The sequence below is a fragment of the Streptomyces sp. NPDC016640 genome, from assembly GCF_043076215.1.
Lineage (GTDB): Bacteria > Actinomycetota > Actinomycetes > Streptomycetales > Streptomycetaceae > Streptomyces.
Genome location: NZ_JBIBRG010000026.1, coordinates 15,558 through 35,212, shown reverse-complemented (window position 1 = coordinate 35,212; position 19,655 = coordinate 15,558). Strand labels below are relative to the sequence as shown.

At 69.4% G+C, this 19,655-nt stretch carries 18 protein-coding genes; 14 read left to right on the top strand and 4 right to left on the bottom strand.

Annotation, left to right across the window (positions count from 1 at the left end; all coding sequences use genetic code 11):
• The first annotated feature begins 796 nt into the window (after positions 1-796).
• The 9 genes from ACF07S_RS32855 (at position 797) to ACF07S_RS32815 (ending at position 10,742) form a co-directional block, all read left to right on the top strand.
• Positions 797-943, top strand: a complete 147-nt coding sequence (locus ACF07S_RS32855) for a hypothetical protein (protein ID WP_391975874.1) — start codon at positions 797-799, stop codon at positions 941-943.
• A 43-nt stretch (positions 944-986) separates the two neighbouring features.
• The gene (locus ACF07S_RS32850) at positions 987-3,668 is read left to right on the top strand and encodes a Helicase associated domain protein (RefSeq protein ID WP_391975873.1); all 2,682 of its coding nucleotides are present in this window, start codon (positions 987-989) and stop codon (positions 3,666-3,668) included.
• A gap of 107 nt (positions 3,669-3,775) precedes the next feature.
• Positions 3,776-4,483, top strand: a complete 708-nt coding sequence (locus ACF07S_RS32845) for a TnsA-like heteromeric transposase endonuclease subunit (RefSeq protein WP_391975872.1) — start codon at positions 3,776-3,778, stop codon at positions 4,481-4,483.
• A gap of 179 nt (positions 4,484-4,662) precedes the next feature.
• The gene (locus ACF07S_RS32840; RefSeq protein WP_391975871.1) at positions 4,663-6,009 is read left to right on the top strand and encodes a hypothetical protein; all 1,347 of its coding nucleotides are present in this window, start codon (positions 4,663-4,665) and stop codon (positions 6,007-6,009) included.
• Entirely contained in the window at positions 5,976-6,683 is a 708-nt protein-coding gene (locus ACF07S_RS32835) for a Mu transposase C-terminal domain-containing protein (RefSeq protein WP_391975870.1), read from the top strand. Before ACF07S_RS32840 ends, ACF07S_RS32835 begins: the two co-directional genes overlap by 34 nt.
• Positions 6,677-7,687, top strand: coding sequence for a TniB family NTP-binding protein (locus ACF07S_RS32830; protein WP_391975869.1), 1,011 nt, complete (start codon positions 6,677-6,679; stop codon positions 7,685-7,687). Before ACF07S_RS32835 ends, ACF07S_RS32830 begins: the two co-directional genes overlap by 7 nt.
• Before the next feature lie 131 nt (positions 7,688-7,818).
• The gene (locus ACF07S_RS32825) at positions 7,819-9,402 is read left to right on the top strand and encodes a Helicase associated domain protein (protein WP_391975868.1); all 1,584 of its coding nucleotides are present in this window, start codon (positions 7,819-7,821) and stop codon (positions 9,400-9,402) included.
• On the top strand, positions 9,399-10,319 hold the full coding sequence (locus ACF07S_RS32820) for a helicase associated domain-containing protein (RefSeq protein ID WP_391975867.1): 921 nt from the start codon (positions 9,399-9,401) through the stop codon (positions 10,317-10,319). Before ACF07S_RS32825 ends, ACF07S_RS32820 begins: the two co-directional genes overlap by 4 nt.
• A 3-nt stretch (positions 10,320-10,322) precedes the next feature.
• Positions 10,323-10,742, top strand: coding sequence for a helicase associated domain-containing protein (locus ACF07S_RS32815; protein WP_391975876.1), 420 nt, complete (start codon positions 10,323-10,325; stop codon positions 10,740-10,742).
• A 952-nt stretch (positions 10,743-11,694) separates the two neighbouring features.
• Here ACF07S_RS32815 and ACF07S_RS32810 read toward each other — a convergent pair.
• Entirely contained in the window at positions 11,695-12,573 is an 879-nt protein-coding gene (locus tag ACF07S_RS32810) for a nucleoside triphosphate pyrophosphohydrolase family protein (RefSeq protein WP_391975866.1), read from the bottom strand.
• 115 nt (positions 12,574-12,688) lie between these two features.
• Here ACF07S_RS32810 and ACF07S_RS32805 point away from each other — a divergent pair, with 115 nt between their 5' ends.
• The 4 genes from ACF07S_RS32805 to ACF07S_RS32790 are packed head-to-tail and all read left to right on the top strand — an operon-like array spanning position 12,689 to position 15,224.
• Positions 12,689-12,967, top strand: coding sequence for a phosphopantetheine-binding protein (locus tag ACF07S_RS32805; RefSeq protein WP_391975865.1), 279 nt, complete (start codon positions 12,689-12,691; stop codon positions 12,965-12,967).
• On the top strand, positions 12,964-13,386 hold the full coding sequence (locus ACF07S_RS32800; protein ID WP_391975864.1) for a helix-turn-helix domain-containing protein: 423 nt from the start codon (positions 12,964-12,966) through the stop codon (positions 13,384-13,386). Before ACF07S_RS32805 ends, ACF07S_RS32800 begins: the two co-directional genes overlap by 4 nt.
• Positions 13,383-14,300 (top strand): ImmA/IrrE family metallo-endopeptidase, encoded by a 918-nt coding sequence (locus ACF07S_RS32795; protein ID WP_391975863.1) that lies wholly within the window; start codon positions 13,383-13,385, stop codon positions 14,298-14,300. Before ACF07S_RS32800 ends, ACF07S_RS32795 begins: the two co-directional genes overlap by 4 nt.
• 54 nt (positions 14,301-14,354) lie before the next feature.
• Entirely contained in the window at positions 14,355-15,224 is an 870-nt protein-coding gene (locus tag ACF07S_RS32790; protein WP_391975862.1) for a hypothetical protein, read from the top strand.
• Here the strand turns inward: ACF07S_RS32790 and ACF07S_RS32785 are convergent.
• On the bottom strand, positions 15,221-16,237 hold the full coding sequence (locus ACF07S_RS32785; RefSeq protein ID WP_391975861.1) for a nucleotide kinase domain-containing protein: 1,017 nt from the start codon (positions 16,235-16,237) through the stop codon (positions 15,221-15,223). The two genes, ACF07S_RS32790 and ACF07S_RS32785, sit on opposite strands and share 4 nt — an antisense overlap.
• 178 nt (positions 16,238-16,415) lie before the next feature.
• A complete protein-coding gene (locus ACF07S_RS32780; RefSeq protein ID WP_391975860.1) occupies positions 16,416-16,601 on the bottom strand; it encodes a hypothetical protein in 186 nt (61 codons plus the stop codon).
• A 344-nt stretch (positions 16,602-16,945) separates the two neighbouring features.
• On the opposite strand from ACF07S_RS32780, the gene ACF07S_RS32775 reads away from it, so the two are divergent.
• On the top strand, positions 16,946-18,328 hold the full coding sequence (locus tag ACF07S_RS32775; protein WP_391975859.1) for a hypothetical protein: 1,383 nt from the start codon (positions 16,946-16,948) through the stop codon (positions 18,326-18,328).
• Positions 18,329-18,358: 30 nt separating this feature from the next.
• Here ACF07S_RS32775 and ACF07S_RS32770 read toward each other — a convergent pair whose 3' ends face one another.
• A complete protein-coding gene (locus ACF07S_RS32770) occupies positions 18,359-19,222 on the bottom strand; it encodes a hypothetical protein (RefSeq protein ID WP_391975858.1) in 864 nt (287 codons plus the stop codon).
• Positions 19,223-19,655 lie beyond the last annotated feature (433 nt).

Genomic DNA, 19,655 nt, shown 5'->3' with positions numbered 1-19,655 from the left:
CCCGCGCGCGGCGCGGGGGTTGCGCTCCCGCTCCGCGGGAGCGCTGGCGGGTGGCTGCGCCACCCGCGCAACCCCGCTGCTTCGCAGCGGGGTTGACGTTCCGTCCGCTGCGCTCCCGGAACGGGCGGGACATCGTCCCCGCTGTCAGGCTTTCGCTTCGCTTCAGCCTGAGGGCGGGTCCGCTGCGCTCCCCCGCCCCGAACAGTCCTTCCGGCTTCGCCTCCAGGACTGTTCGGGCCCGCTTCGCGGGCCTCGCTGGCTGCAAGAGTGGGGGTTGCTCGCTGGTGTCAGATGTCAGGTAAGGGCTTCCTTCCAAGTGATGCACATGTAGGATTGGCGGTAACAGGAGACACCCTCAACCGCTCGATGCGGGCTCAGGTGCTCGCGCTTCCGGAAAAAGGGAAAACGCATGTGGAGTGCTCAAGACGTGGCTCGGGATCAGGTCCGGCGTCAGGCTGATGGCTTAGACGTCGCCGCCGTTTCGGAGAAGGTCGCGGAGGCCGCTGTCCGTGAGCGGGAAACCGCGGAGCGGTTGAGGGGAAACGGTTCCTTCTACGCATTCGATATGGACCGAGAGCGGTTGGCTGTCATCTGGTTGGCTAAGCACGGTGAGTGGCGGCGCGTCAGGGACTTGATGACTGCAGCTGGTTGGAGTGTGTACGAGCCGGAACGGGACACTCAGGGTTCGGTGTGGGCTCGCGAGCGTGAGGAACGGTCTGCTGGTGCTCTTGCTTCACACGCCGGCTTGGGGGAGCAGCGAGGGGAGGAAGCGGATGAGCTGCGGGCGGAGGTTTGGTTGTCTTCCGCGTCCAGTCGGCTGGTGCGGGTGGTGGCCGGCCGGACGGGGCTGCGCCCCTCTGAGATCTTGGCCCAGCTTGCCGAGCGGATCGTCGTGAGCGAGGACGGTACCGTCTCCGTGCCGCCCTTCACCCCGTCCCTGTGATTTTTGAAGCGAGCACAAAAGAAGACGGGGAGGATCCGTGAAAATGCTGGGTATTCAGCTTCGGGAACACCAGGTAACCCAGAAGGCCGCCTTCCGTAAATGGGTAGGGTTCCCTGCAAGATCACCCGCGCCCTCTCAGGGAAAGCGGGGGACGATCGTGTCCGCGACCGGATCCGGGAAGACCATCACCGCCGCCGCATGCGCGCTGGAGTGCTTCCCGGACGGGCGGATCCTGGTGACCGTGCCCACCCTGGACCTGCTCGTGCAGACCGCCCAGGCGTGGCGGCTGGTGGGCCACCGGGCCACGATGGTGGCGGTGTGCTCGCTGGAGAACGACCCGGTGCTCACCTCGCTGGGCGTGCGCACCACGACCAACCCGATCCAACTCGCCCTGTGGGCCGGGCGCGGGCCGGTGGTCGTGTTCGCCACGTACGCCTCTCTCGTGGACCGCGAGGACATCGACGCACCCGAGGCCCAGGGCAAGGTGCGCGGGCCGCTGGAGGCCGCCCTGGCGGGCGGGGAGCGACTGTACGGGCAGCAGATGGCAGGCTTCGACCTCGCGCTCGTGGATGAGGCCCACTCAACCGCGGGGGAGCTTGGTCGGCCGTGGGCGGCGATCCACGACAACGCCCGCATCCCCGCCGACTTCCGGCTCTACCTGACCGCCACCCCGCGCATCCTGGCCTCGCCCCGGCCACAGAAGGGCGCGCCCAGCCAGGAGCTGGAGCTGGCGTCGATGGGCCAGGACTCCGCCACCTACGGGCCCTGGATCGCCGAACTCGGACTCTCGGAAGCCATCGAGCGCGGAATCCTCGCCGGGTTCGAGATCGACGTCCTGGAGATCCGCGACCCCTCCCCCATACTCGGGGAATCCGAAGAGGCCCGGCGAGGCCGGCGCCTGGCCCTGCTGCAGACCGCGCTCCTGGAGCACGCCGCGAAATGGAACCTGCGTACGGTCATGACGTTCCACCAGAAGGTGGAAGAAGCCGCCGCGTTCGCGGAGAAGCTGCCGCAGACCGCTGCCGAGCTGTATGCAGGCGACGTCTCGGACGAGGACCTGGCGGCCGCGGACCGGCTCCCCGCGTCGTCGATCGACGCGGCTTTCTACGAGCTCGAGGCCGGCCGGCACGTACCCCCGGAGAGGGTGTGGTCGGCGTGGCTGTGCGGCGATCACCTCGTCACCGAGCGGCGGGAAGTCCTGCGCCAGTTCGCGAACGGAGTCGACGCCACAGGTCGGCGGGTGCACCGGGCGTTCCTCGCCAGCTGCCGCGTCCTCGGGGAAGGCGTCGACATCACCGGCGAGCGGGGCGTGGAAGCCGTCTGCTTCGCCGACACCCGCGGCTCGCAGGTCGAGATCGTGCAGAACATCGGCCGCGCACTGCGACCCAATCCCGACGGCACCACCAAAATCGCGCGGATCATCGTGCCGGTGTTTCTCGAGCCCGGCGAGGACCCGACCGACATGGTCGCCTCCGCCTCGTTCCGCCCCCTCGTAGCCGTTTTGCAGGGCCTGCGCAGTCATGATGAACGACTCGTCGAGCAACTCGCCTCCCGCGCCCTCACCAGCGGCAAACGCAAGATCCATGTCCGGCGCGACGAAGAGGGGCGGGTTGTCGAGGCCGGCGCGGGCGACAGCGAGGACCAGGAGGAGGACGGCACGCAGGCCGCCGCCGAAGCCGCCCTGCTGCACTTCTCCACCCCACGCGACGCTGGCACCATCGCGGCCTTCCTGCGCACCCGGGTCTACCGGCCCGAATCCCTGGTCTGGCTCGAGGGCTACCAAGCACTGCTGCATTGGCGCGCGGAGAACGAAATCACCGGCCTCTACGCCGTCCCCTATGACGTCGAGGTCCAGGTCGGGGCAACGAAGTCGTTTCCGCTTGGCCGATGGGTCCACCAACAGCGGAAGGCACTGCGCGCCGGGGAACTCGATTCACACCGCAAGGAGCTGCTCGACGAAGCCGGGATGGTGTGGGAACCAGGCGAAGAAGCCTGGGAAACCAAGCTCGCCACGCTCCGGTCCTACCGCCGGGCCACCGGGCACTTGGCGCCGAGGCAGGACGCCGTCTGGGACGACCCAGCCGGCGGCGGCCCCGTACCCATCGGGCAGCACATGGCCAACCTGAGGCGTCAAGGTGGCCTGGGCAAGGACCCGAAGCGGGCGGCAGAACGCGCGGAGCAACTGGCCGCGATCGACCCCGACTGGAACTGCCCCTGGCCACTCAACTGGCAACGCTATTACCGGGTACTCGCCGACCTGGTCGACGCCGATGGCCACCTGCCCGACATCGCACCCGGGGTCACCTTCGATGGCGACGACATCGGCACGTGGCTCCAGCAGCAGCGCAAGCCGAGCACCTGGAAACTGCTGTCGACCGAACAGCAGGAACGACTGACCAAGCTAGGCGTACAGCACGCTGAGACCCCGTCTCCCACACCCGCGTCCACCCGTGCGACAAAGGGCTCGGCCAAGGCGCAGCAGGCGTTCCAGCGTGGCCTGGCAGCCCTCACGCAATGGGTGGAACGGGAAGGCGCCCACCGGCCGGTGCCAAGAGGCCACAACGAAGAGATCACGGTCGACGGCGAGGCGCAGCCGGTAGTCGTGAAGCTGGGCGTATGGACATCGAACACTCGTGCGAGGCGGGACCGGCTGGACGCCGACCAACTCGCCGCCCTCGCCGAGCTGGGCTACACGTGGGCTGCAGAACAGTCCGGGCGTAACTGACGTGGGCCGCGCACGCCCATTACCGGATGGGCCGATGAGCCGTTTGGTTCTGTATGCAGGATACTGGGTGGGACGGAGCGAGGGCACAGCGGCCCGAAATCGAGTCGGTGGACGTGCTGTTCCGGGCTGCGGGCGGGGCGACGGAGTGTTCGAGGTGGCCGTCGGCTGCCGCCGAGGTGGTCTTCGAAAACGATCCGCCGCTGAAGCCTTTCTCAACCCGCAAAGGCAAGCGGCTTGCACCGGGATGGTGGTGGTCGGCCACCACCGGACGGCTGGTGCACTACGGGTCAGCGGCGATGCGATTGCATGTGATGCTCCTCGACCGCGACCCGCGCGTCAGCGGTCTGGCCGCCCGGCCGCTTGAACTGCGGTGGCATGTGCCGAGCGGGGTGCGGGCGCATGCTCCTCAGTTGATGCTCCGGCTGGCCGATGGCCAGGGGGTGCTCGCCGACTGCACGGGGAGAGAAGAGTTGTCGGGGCGTCAGCGGTCTCTTGCTGCGGTGGTCGGAGAGATCTGTACGGCGGCGGGCTGGCGGTACTGGGTGCTTGGGCCTGTTGACCCGATCTACCGGCGCAATGTGACCTGGCTGGCCGGATACCGGCACCCGCGGCACCACGGTGGTCAGTTGCTGACTACCGCGCTGCAGGAGGCGTTCGCCGAGCCGGCGCCGCTGTGGGAGGGCGTACGCAGAATCGGGGATCCGCTGGTCGTGCTTCCCGCGCTGTTCCATGCCCTGTGGGCGGGGCGGCTGGCGGCGGACCTGGGGGCGGCGATGCATGAGCGGATGCCGGTGTGGGCCCAGGCGGCAGAGTGAGGGCGGGCAGCGGGGTGCCGGGCAGGCCGGTGGTGGAGCTGGGGAGCCAGGTGCGGTTCGGGGGGCGTACCTGGACAGTGGCGGCCCTAGCTGACGGGCAGGTACGGCTGGTCGCCGAGGACGGTGCAGTAGCAGCCGTTTTGCTGTCGCCGCTGTTCGCCGATGCGGGATTCGAAGTCATGGATGCGCCAGGAGTGCCCAGGGTGCCGCCGCTGGGCTTGCTGGAGTCGTTGCCCGAGGCGGTGCGGGAACGGGCCCTGGCGTGGGAGCGGCATGTGCGGGAGGTGGAGACGGGGCAGACGGGCGGGCCCAGTGACGCAGGTCCGCGTCTGCGGGCGGAGTACGACCCGCAGACGCGGACGCTGGCGCAGCGCGAGGAGGCGAAGGCGGCGGAGCTGTCGGCGGCCAGCATGCCCACCAGCGTGGTGACGGTGCGGCGGATGCGGGCCCGCTACCGGCAGGACGGGGTGTGGGGGTTGGTGGATCACCGTGCCACCCGGCCGCGGACGGCGCTGGGGCATGCGGACGAGCGGGTGGTGGCCGCTGTGCGGGAGGTGCTGGAGGCGGGGCGGGAGCGCTCCAGCGGAACGCTGGGGCGGCTGCGGGTGTACACCGAGCGGCTGCTGGCCGAGCAGTACGGGGCTGGCGTGGTGCCGTTGCCCTCGAATGCGACGTTCAACCGGCTCGTGCACGCCCTCGCTGACGGGCGCGGGCTGCTGGCCAGTGCGCGGCAGCGCCGCTGGCGCTCAGCGAGGCCGGCTCCCCCGTTCGTCCCGACGACGGTGATGGCGCCGGGTGAGCTGGTGATGATGGACAGCACCGTGCTGGACGCCTTCGTGGTACTCGACGACGGGGTGGTGGAACGGCCCGAGCTGACCATCGCGCTCGATGTCGCCACCCGGACCATTTGCGCAGCCGTGCTGCGTGCGAAAGGGACCCGCAGCGTCGACGCGGCGCAGCTGCTGGCGCAGATGATGGTCCCGACGCCGATGCGGCCTGACTGGGCCGAGGCACTGGCGATGGAACACTCGGTGGTGCCCTACGAGCGGCTGCTGAGCGTGGATGCCCGGCTGGAGGGCGCGGCGGCGCGGCCGGTGATCACCCCGCAGACCATCGTGGTCGACCAGGGCAAGGTGTTCGTCTCGTCCTCGTTCATCGCCGCCTGCGAGTCGCTGGGCATTTCCGTGCAGCCCACGCCGCCGGGCAACGGACCGGCCAAAGGGCACGTGGAGCGCACCTTCTCCTCGATCAACACACTGTTCGTGCAGCACGTGCCCTCCTACACGGCCTCGCACACCGGCGAGCGCGGGAAGGACGCCGAGGGCGAGGCGGTGTGGACGCTGGCCCAGCTGGCCGAGATGTTCCATGAGTGGATCATCTGCGGGTGGCAGGAGCGTGAGCATGACGGGCTGCGGCATCCGATGATGCCCGCTGTGCGCTGTCGCCCAACGAGATGTGGTCGGCGCTGGTCGCCGTATGCGGGTATGTCCCGGTGCCGCTGGGCCGTGAGGACTACATCGAGCTGATGCCCGCCAAGCGGCAGAAGATCAACGACTACGGCATCCGCATCGACTACCGCACATACGACCACAAGGTCCTCAACCCCTACCGCGGCGAGCGCTCGCCGGCGGCGGACGGCCTGTGGGAGATCCACTACAACCCGCACGCTCCCGGCCAGATCTGGGTACGGCTGCCGAGGCCTGATCAGCCGCGCGGATATGGGTGGGAGGCGGTGCCGTGGATCCACCACACCATGGTCAGCGCCCCGTTCACCGACTTCGCCTGGCAGCACATCAAGCGCACCGTCGCCCGCCGTGCAGACCGCGCGCAGCACGAACACGTCCTGGCGCTCGCCCTGCGCAAGCTGCTGGAGCGCGCCGCCGCCGGACATGGCACCCGGCGGGAAAAGGTCGTCGCCGCCCGCGCCCGCACCGCCGCAACCGATGGTGCGGTGTGGGGGATCTTGTACGGCCAGCAGCCGGAGGCGGAAGCCGATGAGCCTGGTGAGGGCGTCTTCGACGACAGCGAGGACGACGAGGAGCCCTTGACCGACGACGGCGCTCTGAGTATCTGGCCGGCTGAACACACACCGCAGAGTGACTCCCCAACCGGCGGCGCGGTACAGGAAGCCGGCCTGCCTGCACCGAGACGTCCCCAGGTCACGGTCTACGACCCCTTCGAGGAGTCCCTGCGATGGTGAGCCCGATCGCCACCGGTGCCGTCGGGTTCGCCCCGCTGGCCCCTCCGACCGTATGGCAGGGGTGGGACGCCTTCGTCCACCGAGCCCCGGCGTCCGCGCGTGACGTCACCGACGGCGCCTGGTCCCAGGCGGAGCGCGAGGACTACCACTCCGAACTCGCCGTCATGCGCACCCCGGCCATGGACAGCGTGTTCACCGCCGTGCGCCGGCTGCTGCTGCTCAACCGCCGCCAGCAGGCCGGCGCCCGCCGCGGCCTGATCATCTCCGGCCCGGCCGCGACGGGTAAGACCACCACGATGATGGCGCTCGGGCGTTCCTTCCAGCTGGCCGACGCCCGCCAGCACCCCGGCCAGGACGGCAGAAGACCGGTGCTGTTCATCAGCGTGCCGCCAGCCGCCACCCCCAAGATGCTCGTCAGCGAATTCGCCCGGTTCCTCGGCATGCCCATCACCGACCGCCTCAACCAGACCCAGATCACCGGCGCCGTGTGCGACCTGCTGTGCGAGCTGAGCACCCAGCTGGTCCTCATCGACGACGTCCACCTCCTGGACACCCAGCGGCGCGCCGGCGCAGAAACCTCCGACCAGCTCAAGTACCTCGGCGAACGCATTCCGGCCACCTTCGTGTACTCCGCGATCGACGTCGAAACCTCCTCGCTGCTCAGCGGGGTGCGCGGAGCGCAGATCGCCGGCCGTTTCAAAATCTTCCGCCACCGCCCGCTGGCGTATGCCACCGAGCAGGACAGGGCGGTATGGGACGACTTCGTGCGGGCCATGGAGACGTTGCTGAGGCTGCGCGCACACCGACCCGGAACACTGGTCAAACACGCCTCCTACTTGCATGCCCGCACCGGCGGGCGGATCGGCAGCCTCTCCCACCTCATCCGCGAAGCCGCCCTCATCGCCCTCACCGAAGGCACCGAGCGGATCACCAAGCAACTGCTGAGCGAGGTCGAACTCGACGCGGCAGCCGAAGCTCAGGTCCGGCCCGCACGACGGAAGTAGAGGCATCCGGCGTGACCCAGCAGCGCAGCACGACCGCGACCTCCCGTACGCCCGCAAGCGGGCGTACGGAGCGCAAGCCAGAAGCGTCCGGCGGCATCGTGCCCGCCATGGGCTGCGGCGCGGCAGGACGGGTGGCTCCGCTCCCGGGAGAGCTGACGCTGTCGTTCCTGACCAGGCTCGCCGCCCGCTACCACCTCACCATCCGCGACCTGCTCGCCGCCGTAACCGACGTCGGCGACCAGCAGAACCTCACCGGCATGCTGCACCCGGACAGCGAGATCCACCTCAACACCCAGGCATGCGCCCGTGTAGCCACCCTGTGCCGTGTTCCACCACAGGTGCTCGAGCAGGCCCTGCCCGCATGGAGGCGGGAAGAACCGTGCGGCAAGTACGGAGCCGGCCCGGTGGGGCGGCTGATGCGCGGTGAGGAGGCCGTCGTGGCCTGGGGGCCGACATGCCCCGCATGCACCGCCGCACGCACCGGACGCCGCGTGCCCGCACGCCGGTACCTGGCTGCCGAGGAGCGGGTCTGCGCACGCCACCGCTACTGGCTGCTGTTCCTGCCCGGAACCAGCGGCCTGCCCCTGCCTCTTGGCCCGTGCCCGGAGGTGGTCGACGCCCAGCGACGGCATGTCCGACTGCTGCGCCGCTCCCCTGCCGGTGCGCAGGCCTTCGAAGTCGCCCGCGCCATCACTGGCTCCTGGTGGAACCAGCCCTGGCCGGACGAGGAGCATCTGTGGCCGACCCGTCTCGAGGCCACCCGGCCCACCGGCGCCGATCCGGGCTGGTGGAAGGTCGCCGCCCGCGACCTGATCACCTATCCCGAGACCGTCACCCTCGCACGCCTACTGACCGACCGCACCGTGCAAGAGCGCACCATCACCGAATCGCGCCGCCATCTCCCCTACCGGCTGGGCGAACTACCCAGGCTGCTGACCGAGGTCGCTGACCAGCTCGGGCGACCGTGGCTCGCCCATCACCTCGCCACCGTCACCCACGGGCCGCTGTTCACCTGGGCCCACTCCTGCGTGAGGACCCGCGCGGCCTCCACACCTGCGGCGCAGCGCACGCTGTGGAAGGTGCATTCATCACACCGGCCCCGCCCCCTCAGCGATCTCCTCCCCCACGCCCCGGCCGCCGACGGCACCCCGCCCGCGGCAAAACCCGCCAGACGCCTACGCGGCCACAGCCTCCAGGCCGAGCAAGCCTTCCAGACAGGCCAGGCCCAGGCCCAGGCCTACCACCAGCAGCACGGGCACCTCGCCGTCCCCAAGGAAGACACCCCCGCCGGCTATCCGCTGGGCCAGTGGCTCGCCAACACCCGCGCCCGCCACACCCGCATGCCCGCCCCTCAAGCCGCCGCCCTCACCGAGCTGTACCCGTGGTGGAACGCCCCCTGGAGCACGCTGTGGCAACGCACCTGGCACCTGGCACCTGGCACCACGCTCGCACCCACCACCAGACCCACGGCCCGCTCAAGCCGGCCCGCGGGTTCCCCACCACCAGCTACAGCCTCGGCGAATGGCTCTACCTGCAGTGCACCCGCTACCCCACCCTCCACCCCGAACAGCAGCGCCTCCTCACACAGATCGGCATCGATGCCGCGGCGGCGGCCGCCGCCCGCCCCAGACGACGCAACCTCAAGGCCGGCGCCGAAGAAGCCCTCGCCCACGCCCGCTCCTACGCCACCGAACACGGCAGCCTGGCCTCCGTGACCTCCGCAACCGTCCACGACGGTTTCCGCCTGGGACAGTGGCTCGCCAACCAGCGCAATTACCAGCGCACCGGCAACCGGCCCATGCCCGCAGGCCGCGCCCAGGCCCTCACCGCCATCGACCCCTGGTGGTGCCCGCCCTGGCACCTGACGTGGCAGCGCTACTACTACCGGGCCCGCGACGCCGCAGCCGGCCGCCGCCCCCAGGCCGAGAACGGCTTCAATGTCCTCGACGACTCTGGTGTGGTCGACTGGTTGTGGCGCCAGTGCGCCACGTACGACGAGCTCAGCGAGGAGCAGCGGCAACTCCTCGCCGGCATCGGCATCACTACCGAGGTAGCCCGCACGGCCCGGGAGCACGCACGTACGGCCTCAAAGAGGTCGGCTGCGACCCTGGCCGCAGACGGGGAAGACAAGGTCGGCAACGCCAGACGAGCTGCAGGCCCTGCGGCTCCCCGGGGTCGGCGCCGCACTCGGCGTGCCGCCAAGCCGGAGCGTCCCCGCGAGCCGGGCAGCCGCCTCGGGCACCGACCCGATCTGAGGCCGGGCTTCGAAACAGCGCTGGCACATGCCCGGTCCTGGCACGCTGAACACGGTCACCTCGCAGCTCCCCGTGACACCCTGCACGACGGGTATCCGCTGGGGTGGTGGCTGTTCAGCCAGCGCAACCGAGCCAAGGACCGAGCACGCCGCGGGCTGCCGCCCTCACCCCACCTGACCGAGCTCACCTCGATCGACTCGTGGTGGAACCCGCCGTGGGACCTGCACTGGCAGCGCAACTACTACCGCGCCCGCGACCACATCAAAGCGGGCCGCCCCTTCGATCCCGAAGCCCGCATCCCCGCCCCAAGCACCGTCCTGGGCACCTGGATCACCCGGGCCTGCCTCCAGTACGACCAGCTCCAACTCGGCCAGTAGCGCCTGCTGAACGCGATCGGCATCACCGCCCAGACAGCCGGCCACTGGCAGCCCAGTTCCCGGCCCCGTCCCCATGCCGAAGCACTCCGACACGCCCGCACCTGGGCAGCCGACCACGGCCACCTCTGCCCTCCGATCAAGACCGTCCGCGACGGCTTCCCCCTTGGCAAGTGGCTCGACAGCCAACGCCAACTCGCGAAGAAACGGACCAGCCCCTCCCCGACCCAGCAGGTGCTCGCCACGATCGACCCCTGGTGGAACCCTCCCTGGCCCATCCTGTGGCAACGCGCCTACCACCACGCACACACCCACCCCCGCCACCCAGCAGCCCGCCAATGGCTCCACAACCAGCAGCGCGGCTGGCTACTTCTCCACCCCGACCAGCAACACTTCCTCAACACAACCGGCCTGATCAGCATCTGAGTCCCTCTGGCCGACACCGACGCCATCCGCTCCTGAGCGGCCGCCTCCCTCAACCACCAGCGACCGGCGAGAACTTCGGGACTGATTTGGCCGAACAGGCCCCAGAAGGCGCTGCGATGACCGATACTGGTGAGCAGGTCTGGCGTGCCCGCAAGAGGATGCACGAGGCCGACGTGTAAGAGAAAGGCGGCGCGGAAAAGGTTAATGAACTGGCTTAAGGGCTTTATCAGCCTTCTTTTTGTGGGCTACTGGATGTAGCCCACCCTGCCCAAAAAGCCAAAGAAAAACTCCGCTAAAACCGCCGAACAAACCCTCTAAAACACCCCGCGGGACCAGCGAACCGGTCCCCCAAGGGGCTGACAGGCCTGCCGCAGAACACCACCGGCCCGCCCTACGGCGGCGCCGGCCCTTGGTATGCCCTCACATCACGGCAACCTGTGCCGCCTCTCCCCGTCCCAGCCGTGCCCGCACGGCTCGTTCAGGCATGAGGCGGCCCAGCCGTCACGTGCTGGAAGGGCATCCACGCGCGATGAACTCGTCCTCCCTCGGCCCCATCGCCGGCCTTCTGGCCGGACTCCCCGCCGTCCTCGCCGGCGCCCTGGGCGGCGCACCCTGGTGGGCCGTCGGAGTCATCGTCATCGCGGCATACCTCGCCGTCCCCCTCACCAGCCTGATCCTCGAACACTCACGACAACGAAAAGGAACCCTGGTCGATGAGAAATTCGCAGCCACACTCGACCAGATAACAGACCCCGAAAAAAGAATCCAAGCCATCATCAGCTACCGGCAAGCCACAGCCCCCGCCGCCACCCCCCAGCCACCACCCGACCCACCACCAGGAGCACTCCCCCCCCCGCTAACCCAGACGGTGCCAGCCAGTCACCGGAGTCCGCATAGACGAACAGGCGGCCTGCAGTGGCGCTGGCATGCGTCGGCCGCCCTGGGGGCGCCCTCAGGGTTCGATGAAAGTCAGTGTCTGAGCGTCGAGGTCCAGCTCGAGGCGGCCGCCGCCATGCTTGCGTAGCTGCCGCCAGGCGGCGTAGCCGGTCATGATCGCTTTCTCCCAGTCGGCGGCGCGCAGCACGCTGACTTCGAGGTGGGCGGTCATGTGGTCGATGGTGATGAGCAGTTCGTGGTCGACGTGGCGGACGTTTTCGAAGTAGTGGTGACGGCTGGCGTAGGAGAAGACCAGGGCGCTGATGCCCTCCTCGATGGCGATGGCGCGGCCGCCGTCTTCGGCTTCGTCGATGCCGGGGCGGCTGCGGCGTTTGCAGCCGAGGAGGAAGCGGCTGACGGGTGACCAGCCCAGGACGGCGGCGTGGGCGAGGTGGAAGGCGTCGTGGAAGCGGTAATCGTCCTCGATGTGGCTGGCGCTGGTGAGAGGGTCGCCGGCCGGAGTGCCGTCTTCGCGGGTGAGGGCGATGACGGTGCGGCCGTCGGGCTGGAGAGTGGGGCTGAAGGTGACGGTGGTCTGTCGGGGCAGTTGTTCGTGAGGAGGGTAGTCGGCGTCGAAGCGGGGGCGTTGGTCGTCGGGGGTGGCGCGCCAGCGGTCTTTGGCCTTTTCCAGGCTGGCGGCGGCGATGTCTTCGAGGTCGAGGCCGAGGAGATGGGCCAGGGTGGCGGTGTACCACAGGACGTCGCCGAGCTCCTCGCGTAGCTGCTGTTTGGACGGGCCGGCGTCGGCGCCATCACGCAGGCGTTTTTTGTAGGCGGTTGCCACGGAGCCGGTCTCGCCGACGAGTCCGAGCAGGGGGATCAGAACCGGGTCGGTGCCTTCGGCAGCGGGCTGCAGGGTCTTGAGGGCTGCTTGCTGATAGCGGGCCAGATGCACACGCACTCCCATGAAGGATCTTCCAACAAGTCTGTCGGATTTCCCGACATTACTCTACAGTAGGTCAGGCCGGGCCGCCTGTCCCGGAGTTGAGCGAAAGGGCCGTTAGCAGAGCATGCCGTCGCACAGCGTCCAGGAGATCGTGGACATCGTGATCGATTTCCTGGCTGAGCACCAGGACAGGCCAAGCCACGACGTGTACGAGGAACTGGCCGCCCGTGGGCAGGACTTGCCGGTCGACTCGGTGCTGATCATGGAGATACTGGCGCGCATCGAGCAGCATTTCGAGGTGTCCGTCCCGGCCGACGCCGAGGCCGGACGCTCCCTGCGTTCGGTGTGGGCGTTCGCCGAGACCGTGTACGACACCATGCAGGCGAAGGAGCACGAGCAATGAGCGGCAAGGCGCCGTCCCACATCGATACCGACACCGACCAGCGGGCCCGGCTGGGGCAGCGGCTGAAGGCCACCCGCGAGTACCTGGGACTGTCCCAGCAGCAGGTCGCCGAGCGCACCGGCATCGTCCGTTCGGCGGTCAGCGACATCGAGCGCGGTGTGCGCAAGGTGGAGGTGATGGAGCTGCAGAAGTTCGCCCGCCTGTACCGGCTGCCGGCGTCCTACTTCCTCGACGAGGAGGAGGCAGCCGACGCCGGGGAACACGCGCTCGCTGGACTGCCGCGGACCGCACGGCCGCTGAGCGAGGGCGACCGCATCGAGGTGGCGAAGTTCATCCAGTATCTGCAGGCCCGCCGCCAAGCAGAGGAAGAGGAGGCGAGCGACTTGCACCCGCCTCAAGGGCCGGAGGGCGGTGCGTGAGCTGGAACAGTGCCCACGGCGCCGCGATGATCGCGGCGGCACAGGCCCACGAGACGCTCGCCGCCGCAGTCGACGACTACGTCGACGTGTTCGGCGCGCTGCGCCGAGCAGGCGTGGAGGTCATGGGGCAGAAGCTGGGCGGCCTGCTGGGGCTGTACATCGACGGCAGCCAGGGCGTTCCGGGGTGCCTGGTCAACACCGGTCTGGAGGAGGTGAGCATGCGGCACACCGCCGCTCACGAGCTGGGCCACCACCGCATGGGCCACGGCACCAGCATCGATCACCAAGAGCAGTCGTCGGGCCGGTGGGGCGAGGGATGGCCGCAGCACGAGCGGGAGGCCGAGGCCTTCGCCTCCTGGTTCCTGATGCCCCGCCCCGCCGCCCGTGTCGCCCTGGCCCGCTGCGGCCTCGCTCGCCCCGAGTCCCCGCTGGACGTGTACCGGATGGTCCGCTGGCTGGGCACCCCCTACGCCACCACCGTGCGCCATCTGGTGCGGCTGAAGATGATCGACCGGCCCACCGAGGCCGTGTGGCTAAAGCACTCCCCCGGCGTCCTCAAAGCGGAACTCGCCGGTGGCCTGCCGCTCGGACCGCAGGCACACATCCACGTACTCACGCCCGCCGCGTACGCCGCCACCCTGCACGTGACCGCCGGCGACTGCCTGCTGCTCACCGTCCCCGGGGCGCGCTACGACCATCTGCCCGCAGGCTTGACCAGCACCCCGCCGGACACCGCCGGCCAGCTCTCGTTCCGGGACTCGGTACCCGCACCAGAACAAGGCCGTGCGGCGTGGGTGACGCAGGAGCTGGCGGTGGACAGCACCGTGGCCGCCAGCACCGGCAGCACAGAACTGTTCCGCGTGGACCTGCGGCGCACCCCCGGCCGCGAAGGGTCCAACCACTTCTGGGCCTGACGGCCCGCACCACCGCACGGCGCCCGCCCACCCCGCCGATCAAGGAGCGAGCCTATGCACACGTTCACCGTCGACGCCCCGGACGTCTCCCGTGCATGGCTGGAGGCCTGCTCCCGCCTGTCCGAGATGCCAGGCAAAAGGGCCTTCCACACCGTGGTGCGCATTGCGAACCCTCTGCAGGAAAACCCGCATCTGCGCGCCGAATTGGACCGGCTGCGTTCCGCCCGCACCAAGCCGCCGCTCTACCCCATCGACACGGTCGTCAACACGCTCTTCCCCGCCCAGCTCGCCGCCACGTGCACCACCCACGACGAGCTCACCGACCGCTACCGCGCCTTCTATCCGCGGCTGCGCGAGGTCAGGCGCAACGCCCACGGCACCTATTTCGGACGGCTCATCGCCTACCCGGGCACCGCCGAGAAGCCGGAACCGGTCGACCAGCTCGCCCGCGTCATCCGGCGCCTGGACAAGCTGCGCTCCTCGGCGAAGTGGAGCGCCGTCTACGAGGCCGGCACGGCCCATGTCACGGACGAGGACAAGGCATGGGAAGAAGAACCGCCGCAGACCACGGCGGAGACCGAGGCCGTCATCAGGGCCGCGGCCCTGGACACCCAGACGCTGGACTTTCCCTGCCTGAGCCACTGCTCCTTCCAGCTCGACAGCGCCACCGACACCGTGCACCTGGCCGCCTACTACCGCAGCCACTACATGTTCGACCGCGCCTACGGCAACTACCTCGCCCTGGGCCACCTGTGCGCCTGGGTCGCCCGCCACGCCCAGCTCACGCCGGGAACACTGACCGTCATGGCCGGATGCGCCCGCCTGGACTGCACCAAGTCCGAACTCGGCGCCCTCCAACACTCTCTCACCACACCGCTGTTCGTCTTGGCGCCTGATCCGGCACAGCGAGCAGCCGACGCCTAATTCAGGCCCCACTTGGGCGGGAACCAGGCCCGCAGCGGTGTTCCGTCCTGCCGGTACGCCTGCTTGATACGGCTGCGACCACTGATACCGGCGACGTCCGGGTGGGCCACCCGCGCGTACTTGTCGACCTCGCAGAATAGGTTCTGGCAGTCGATCAGCTGCAGGGGCCGTCGTCCCTTCAGCCCGGCGAAGGGCAGCCGCAGGCGGTTGAAATGCTCCTGCTGGGAGTCGGCCATGTAGCGGATGACATCGGCCTCAATGCCGTCGGCAGCAGGACCGAAGCACTTGCGGATGCCGTCACGCGCACCAGGGCCTGGCACAACGAAGTCCATCTCCGAGAATCCAAGGTGCGGGGCGTAGTTGAGATCAATGATGAACTGATAGGCGAGGAAAGGGCCGAGCGCCGGGTAACCGAGGAGCACCTCGTAGGCCTCGCGCATCGTGGCCGCCCCAACGACGCGCTCGGGCGCGCCGGAGGTCATCATCATCTCCAGCAGCCGCAGGTGGTTGCGGTGCTTGCGCTCCTCCCCCAGCTGCGGCGGGGGCACGATGTAGGCAGCCGAGTACAAGCGCTCCCCCTTGGCGAACGCGGCTGACAGCACCCGGTCGTAGGCTCCGTAGTCGTACGTCTCCCAGCGCACGTCCCCCACCTCGCGGGACAGCAGCTCCCAGGTGGACTCCTTGTTGAAGATCTTGAACAGCAGGGTGCGGAAGAACACCTCCTCCCACTCCTGCGGGCCCTGGTAGATCACGTCGCTGATCACAGCCTGACTCACCCGGTCGGCGGCGCGGTAACAGTTCGTGAACCGGTGCCCAGCCAGAATCGGATCATCAGTCCACGGCTGGGTCCGCCCGGCCAGACGAGCCTCATACACAGCCTGCCGGGCCGAGGCGAAACGCCAGTAGGTATCGAACACCGGTGTCGGCTGAAGTTCCCGCCCGCCTATCCGCACCGTTGCCGGCACCGAGCCGTCTCGCGGAGGAACCTGACGGTCTTGCAGCAGCGTCACCATGAGCCGCAATATATATTCGGTATATGTCGCCTGTCACCGAGGGAGCGCTATGGAGTTGCTGCACCAGCAGCGACGACGCCAGACCTCGGTGCTCTGGCCCGAGGACGTCGACCGTAGGCTGAACATCCTGGTCCGCGCAGCTGCCGCAGCCGGCGAACGCACCTCCCGCGCAGAACTCCTAGCCGCCCTCGTCGCCGCCGTAGACGTCGAACCCGAGCAGGTAGCCGCTCTGCTGCACCACTACCGTCGCCTGCCAGCCGACGTACTCACCGGCGACCAGGACAGAGACGACCTGCCCGCCGTACGTGCACCAGGCCCACGCCGCGTCGCCTCGGCATAACGAACCACTGACCTGCCAGGTCACATGCCCAACCCCAAGCCCGCTGGCCATGTCCCGGCCCCCCAAAAGCGGGCCGCTCCTCCAAGCACCGCCGCATACCAACGATCGGCGGAAATGCACCGAGCGCAGTAGAGATGACACGACCTGATCACCACGGCCCGCTACCTGACAAACCTGCAGGTCAGACCCACAGCCCAGGACCAGCTTCCACGCTCGCCACGGCTACCGAAGCACCAGCACCGTCTGACCATAACCACACACCAAACTGATCAACCCAGGCCAGAGCACCCGCGATCACAAACACTGCTCCTGGACAACGCACTCGCCAAACTCGGAGTGGAGTGGGCGGCCATGGAAGGGGCGGCGTGATGACCGAGCGCGACGAAGAGCAGCGTGTGCAGGAAGCCGTACGGCCGCACGTCCGGACCAGCGCTTTCGCGGAGGCGGAGCAGGTCATCTCGGCTCTGCTGGCCGACCCCACGTTCGTCCGAGCTCTGTACAAGCGGGACTTCACCACGGTGTTCACGATGGCCCACGACGCGGGGATCTCCTATAACCGGATCGCGGAGGCGTGCGCACTCAAATCCGAGCGCGTCAGCCAGATCGCCCGGGGCACCGCAACTGTCACCGCGCTGGCACCTGTCGAGCGAATCTCCGGCGGACTGCGCATTCCCGGTGCCCTACTGCGGCTCGCTGCGCAACCCTGGGAGGACACCGCCGCCCACAGCACAAAGTCCCACCATGGAGATGACCCCATGAAACGCCGCAACCTGCTGCGCGGCGCACTGGCCGCCGGCCTGACCGCTCCGGCCCTCGCCACCCTCACCGCCGCCCGGACCGACGTCGACCAGACCCTCTCCCCCGACATGCCCCAGGACTTGGCTGACCTGGAAGCGGCAGCCGAGAGCTATGGGTACGGCTACCACGGCCAGCAGCCCACCCGCGTTCTGGCCGACCTGGTCACCGACTTCACGACTCTGCGCCCACTGCTCGCCGTTCCGCAGCCCGCACCGGTCCGGGCCAGGTTGTGCCGCACGGCCGGGCAGATGGCCGGGATGACCGCGATCGTCTTACACGACCTGGGCAGCCGTAAGGAATCTCGCGCCTGGTTCGCCACGGCCGCCCGGGCCGCCGCTGAATCCGGCGACGTCCAGCTGCACGCCTGGGTCCTCGCCCGTGAGGCGATGGTCCCGCTCAACTACGGCGCCCCGAAAGCGGCGGCCGGCCTCGCCGAACGGGCCCGCCACGCCGCCGGGCACCGGCCGACCGCCGCAGCGACGCTGGCGGCCGCGGTCGCCGCCCGCGCCTACGCCCTCAACCACCAGAGCGAGCAGGCCCGCGCCGCGCTCGAGGCCGCCGACGCCCTCATGGACCGGCTCCCCGAAGACGAGCGGTCGGACACCTGGCTGACGTACGGCGAGCAGAAGCACCACGTCCACCTCAGCCACGCGTTCACCACACTCGGGGACACCCGCCTCGCCCACGTCAGCCAGCAGCGCGCCATGGAGCTGTCCGCGCCGACCAGCACCATGACGCGCACCCTGCTGAACATCGACGCCGCCGCCTGCTCCCACCACGACGGCGACACCGAGCAGGCGTGCCGCCGTACGGTCGCCGCCCTGACAGCGCTGCCCGTCGACTACCGCACCGGCCTGGTCCGCCGCCGCGCCCTGGACCTGTATGAGGCGATCCCCGCCCAGCACCACCGCGAGCGCGCTGTTCGGGAACTACGCGACGTCGTGGCCAGCTGACGGCGGGAGGGGCGGCGGCGCGCTGTGGGGTCAGCCGCTGCGACGGAACAGGCTGCGGAGCTTGCCCGGCTCCTGGTCGTGGTCGTGTTCCGGCTCTGGTGGCATGGCGGCCTGGGGACGAGCGGCTTCGGCGGCGGCTTCCTCGCGGGCGACGTCGCTGGCGTGGCAGTCGCCGCACACGGACACGTCCCCGGCCTTCCAGGCAGTCCTGTGCGCGGTGGTCTCCTCCCAGCGCTGGTCGGTGAACTTCCGCCCGCACCGCTTGCACACGGGGCGCTCCGTCCCCCGCTCAGCGGCACGGCGCCGCTTGTCCTCCGCGTCGGCGCGGGCCTCCTGCTCGCGGAAGAGGGCATCGCCGTCGGGGTTGTCGAGCGCGGCCGTCAGCGTCTGCTCGCCCTCCCGTCCCAGCCGCCGCCACACCGCCGCGTCCGCGCCGTGCTCCTCCTGGAGCTGCTCCAGGGTGGTGACGACGACGGGCACCGCCTGGCTGTAGTCCTTCGCCGTGATTGCCTCGCGGTAGAGGTTCCGGTACCGGCGCGGAGCCCAGTAGCGGCGGCCGGCCTCCTCCAGCACGGCGACCGTGTTGGCGACTTTCGCCTCGGTGGTGTCCGCGAACACGAACGCCACTGGCACCAGGCCCTCCCGGCCGGTCGGCGGGTAGACCCGCCGCCATAGCCGCTTCTCGTGGTCGACGTGCTCGATCGCGTCCGGCCGGGAGCGGACCAGGTCCACAGTGTGCTTGTCCGCGTCCCGTGGCAGCAGCCGGCCCCACTCCCAGTACCGGCGCAGCTTGGTAACCAGGTCGTGCGTATCCTCGGTGCGGCGGTCGATCTCCAGCAGCAACACCGGCACCCCCGCCGTCGGTGCCCGCACCACCAGGTCCGCCCGCTGCACGAAGCCGTCTGCGAGCCGGTGCCCGATCTCCGTCTGGAAGCCGAGCCGGTGACCGATCCCGGCACGGTGGAGTTCGGCGGCCGTCGAGGTGACCGGCGCGGCGTGGTCGTCGTAGCTGGTGCCGAGCAGCTCCCCGGTGAACCGGGTCGTACTTCTCCTCGCGCAGCGCCGAGACTCGTATGCCCTTCGACTCCAGCAGCTTCTTCGCCTCGCCGTGGCCTCGCTTGGTCAGCACCCACACCTGCCGCTGGTCCTCCCGTACCGACTCGATCCTCATCAGCTGGTGGTCCTCCAGGTCCAGGAGGTTGTCCCGCACGAGCTTGTCGTGCTGGTTGCCCGGACGGGTCAGCTTCCACAGCTGGTCAGACGTAGCTCTCTGGAAGATCCCCAGTGCTTGCAGGAGCTCCCGGGGTCGAGGCTCGGTCGAAGTCCT

What these genes read in the sequence shown, in the direction of transcription:
- ACF07S_RS32850 (WP_391975873.1), top strand. Translation starts at nt 987, where the DNA reads ATGCTGGGTATTCAGCTTCGGGAACACCAGGTAACCCAGAAGGCCGCC.
- ACF07S_RS32840 (WP_391975871.1), top strand. Translation starts at nt 4,663, where the DNA reads ATGGATGCGCCAGGAGTGCCCAGGGTGCCGCCGCTGGGCTTGCTGGAG.
- ACF07S_RS32830 (WP_391975869.1), top strand. Translation starts at nt 6,677, where the DNA reads ATGGTGAGCCCGATCGCCACCGGTGCCGTCGGGTTCGCCCCGCTGGCC.
- ACF07S_RS32805 (WP_391975865.1), top strand. Translation starts at nt 12,689, where the DNA reads ATGCCGTCGCACAGCGTCCAGGAGATCGTGGACATCGTGATCGATTTC.
- ACF07S_RS32800 (WP_391975864.1), top strand. Translation starts at nt 12,964, where the DNA reads ATGAGCGGCAAGGCGCCGTCCCACATCGATACCGACACCGACCAGCGG.
- ACF07S_RS32790 (WP_391975862.1), top strand. Translation starts at nt 14,355, where the DNA reads ATGCACACGTTCACCGTCGACGCCCCGGACGTCTCCCGTGCATGGCTG.
- ACF07S_RS32785 (WP_391975861.1), bottom strand. Translation starts at nt 16,237, where the DNA reads ATGGTGACGCTGCTGCAAGACCGTCAGGTTCCTCCGCGAGACGGCTCG.
- ACF07S_RS32775 (WP_391975859.1), top strand. Translation starts at nt 16,946, where the DNA reads ATGACCGAGCGCGACGAAGAGCAGCGTGTGCAGGAAGCCGTACGGCCG.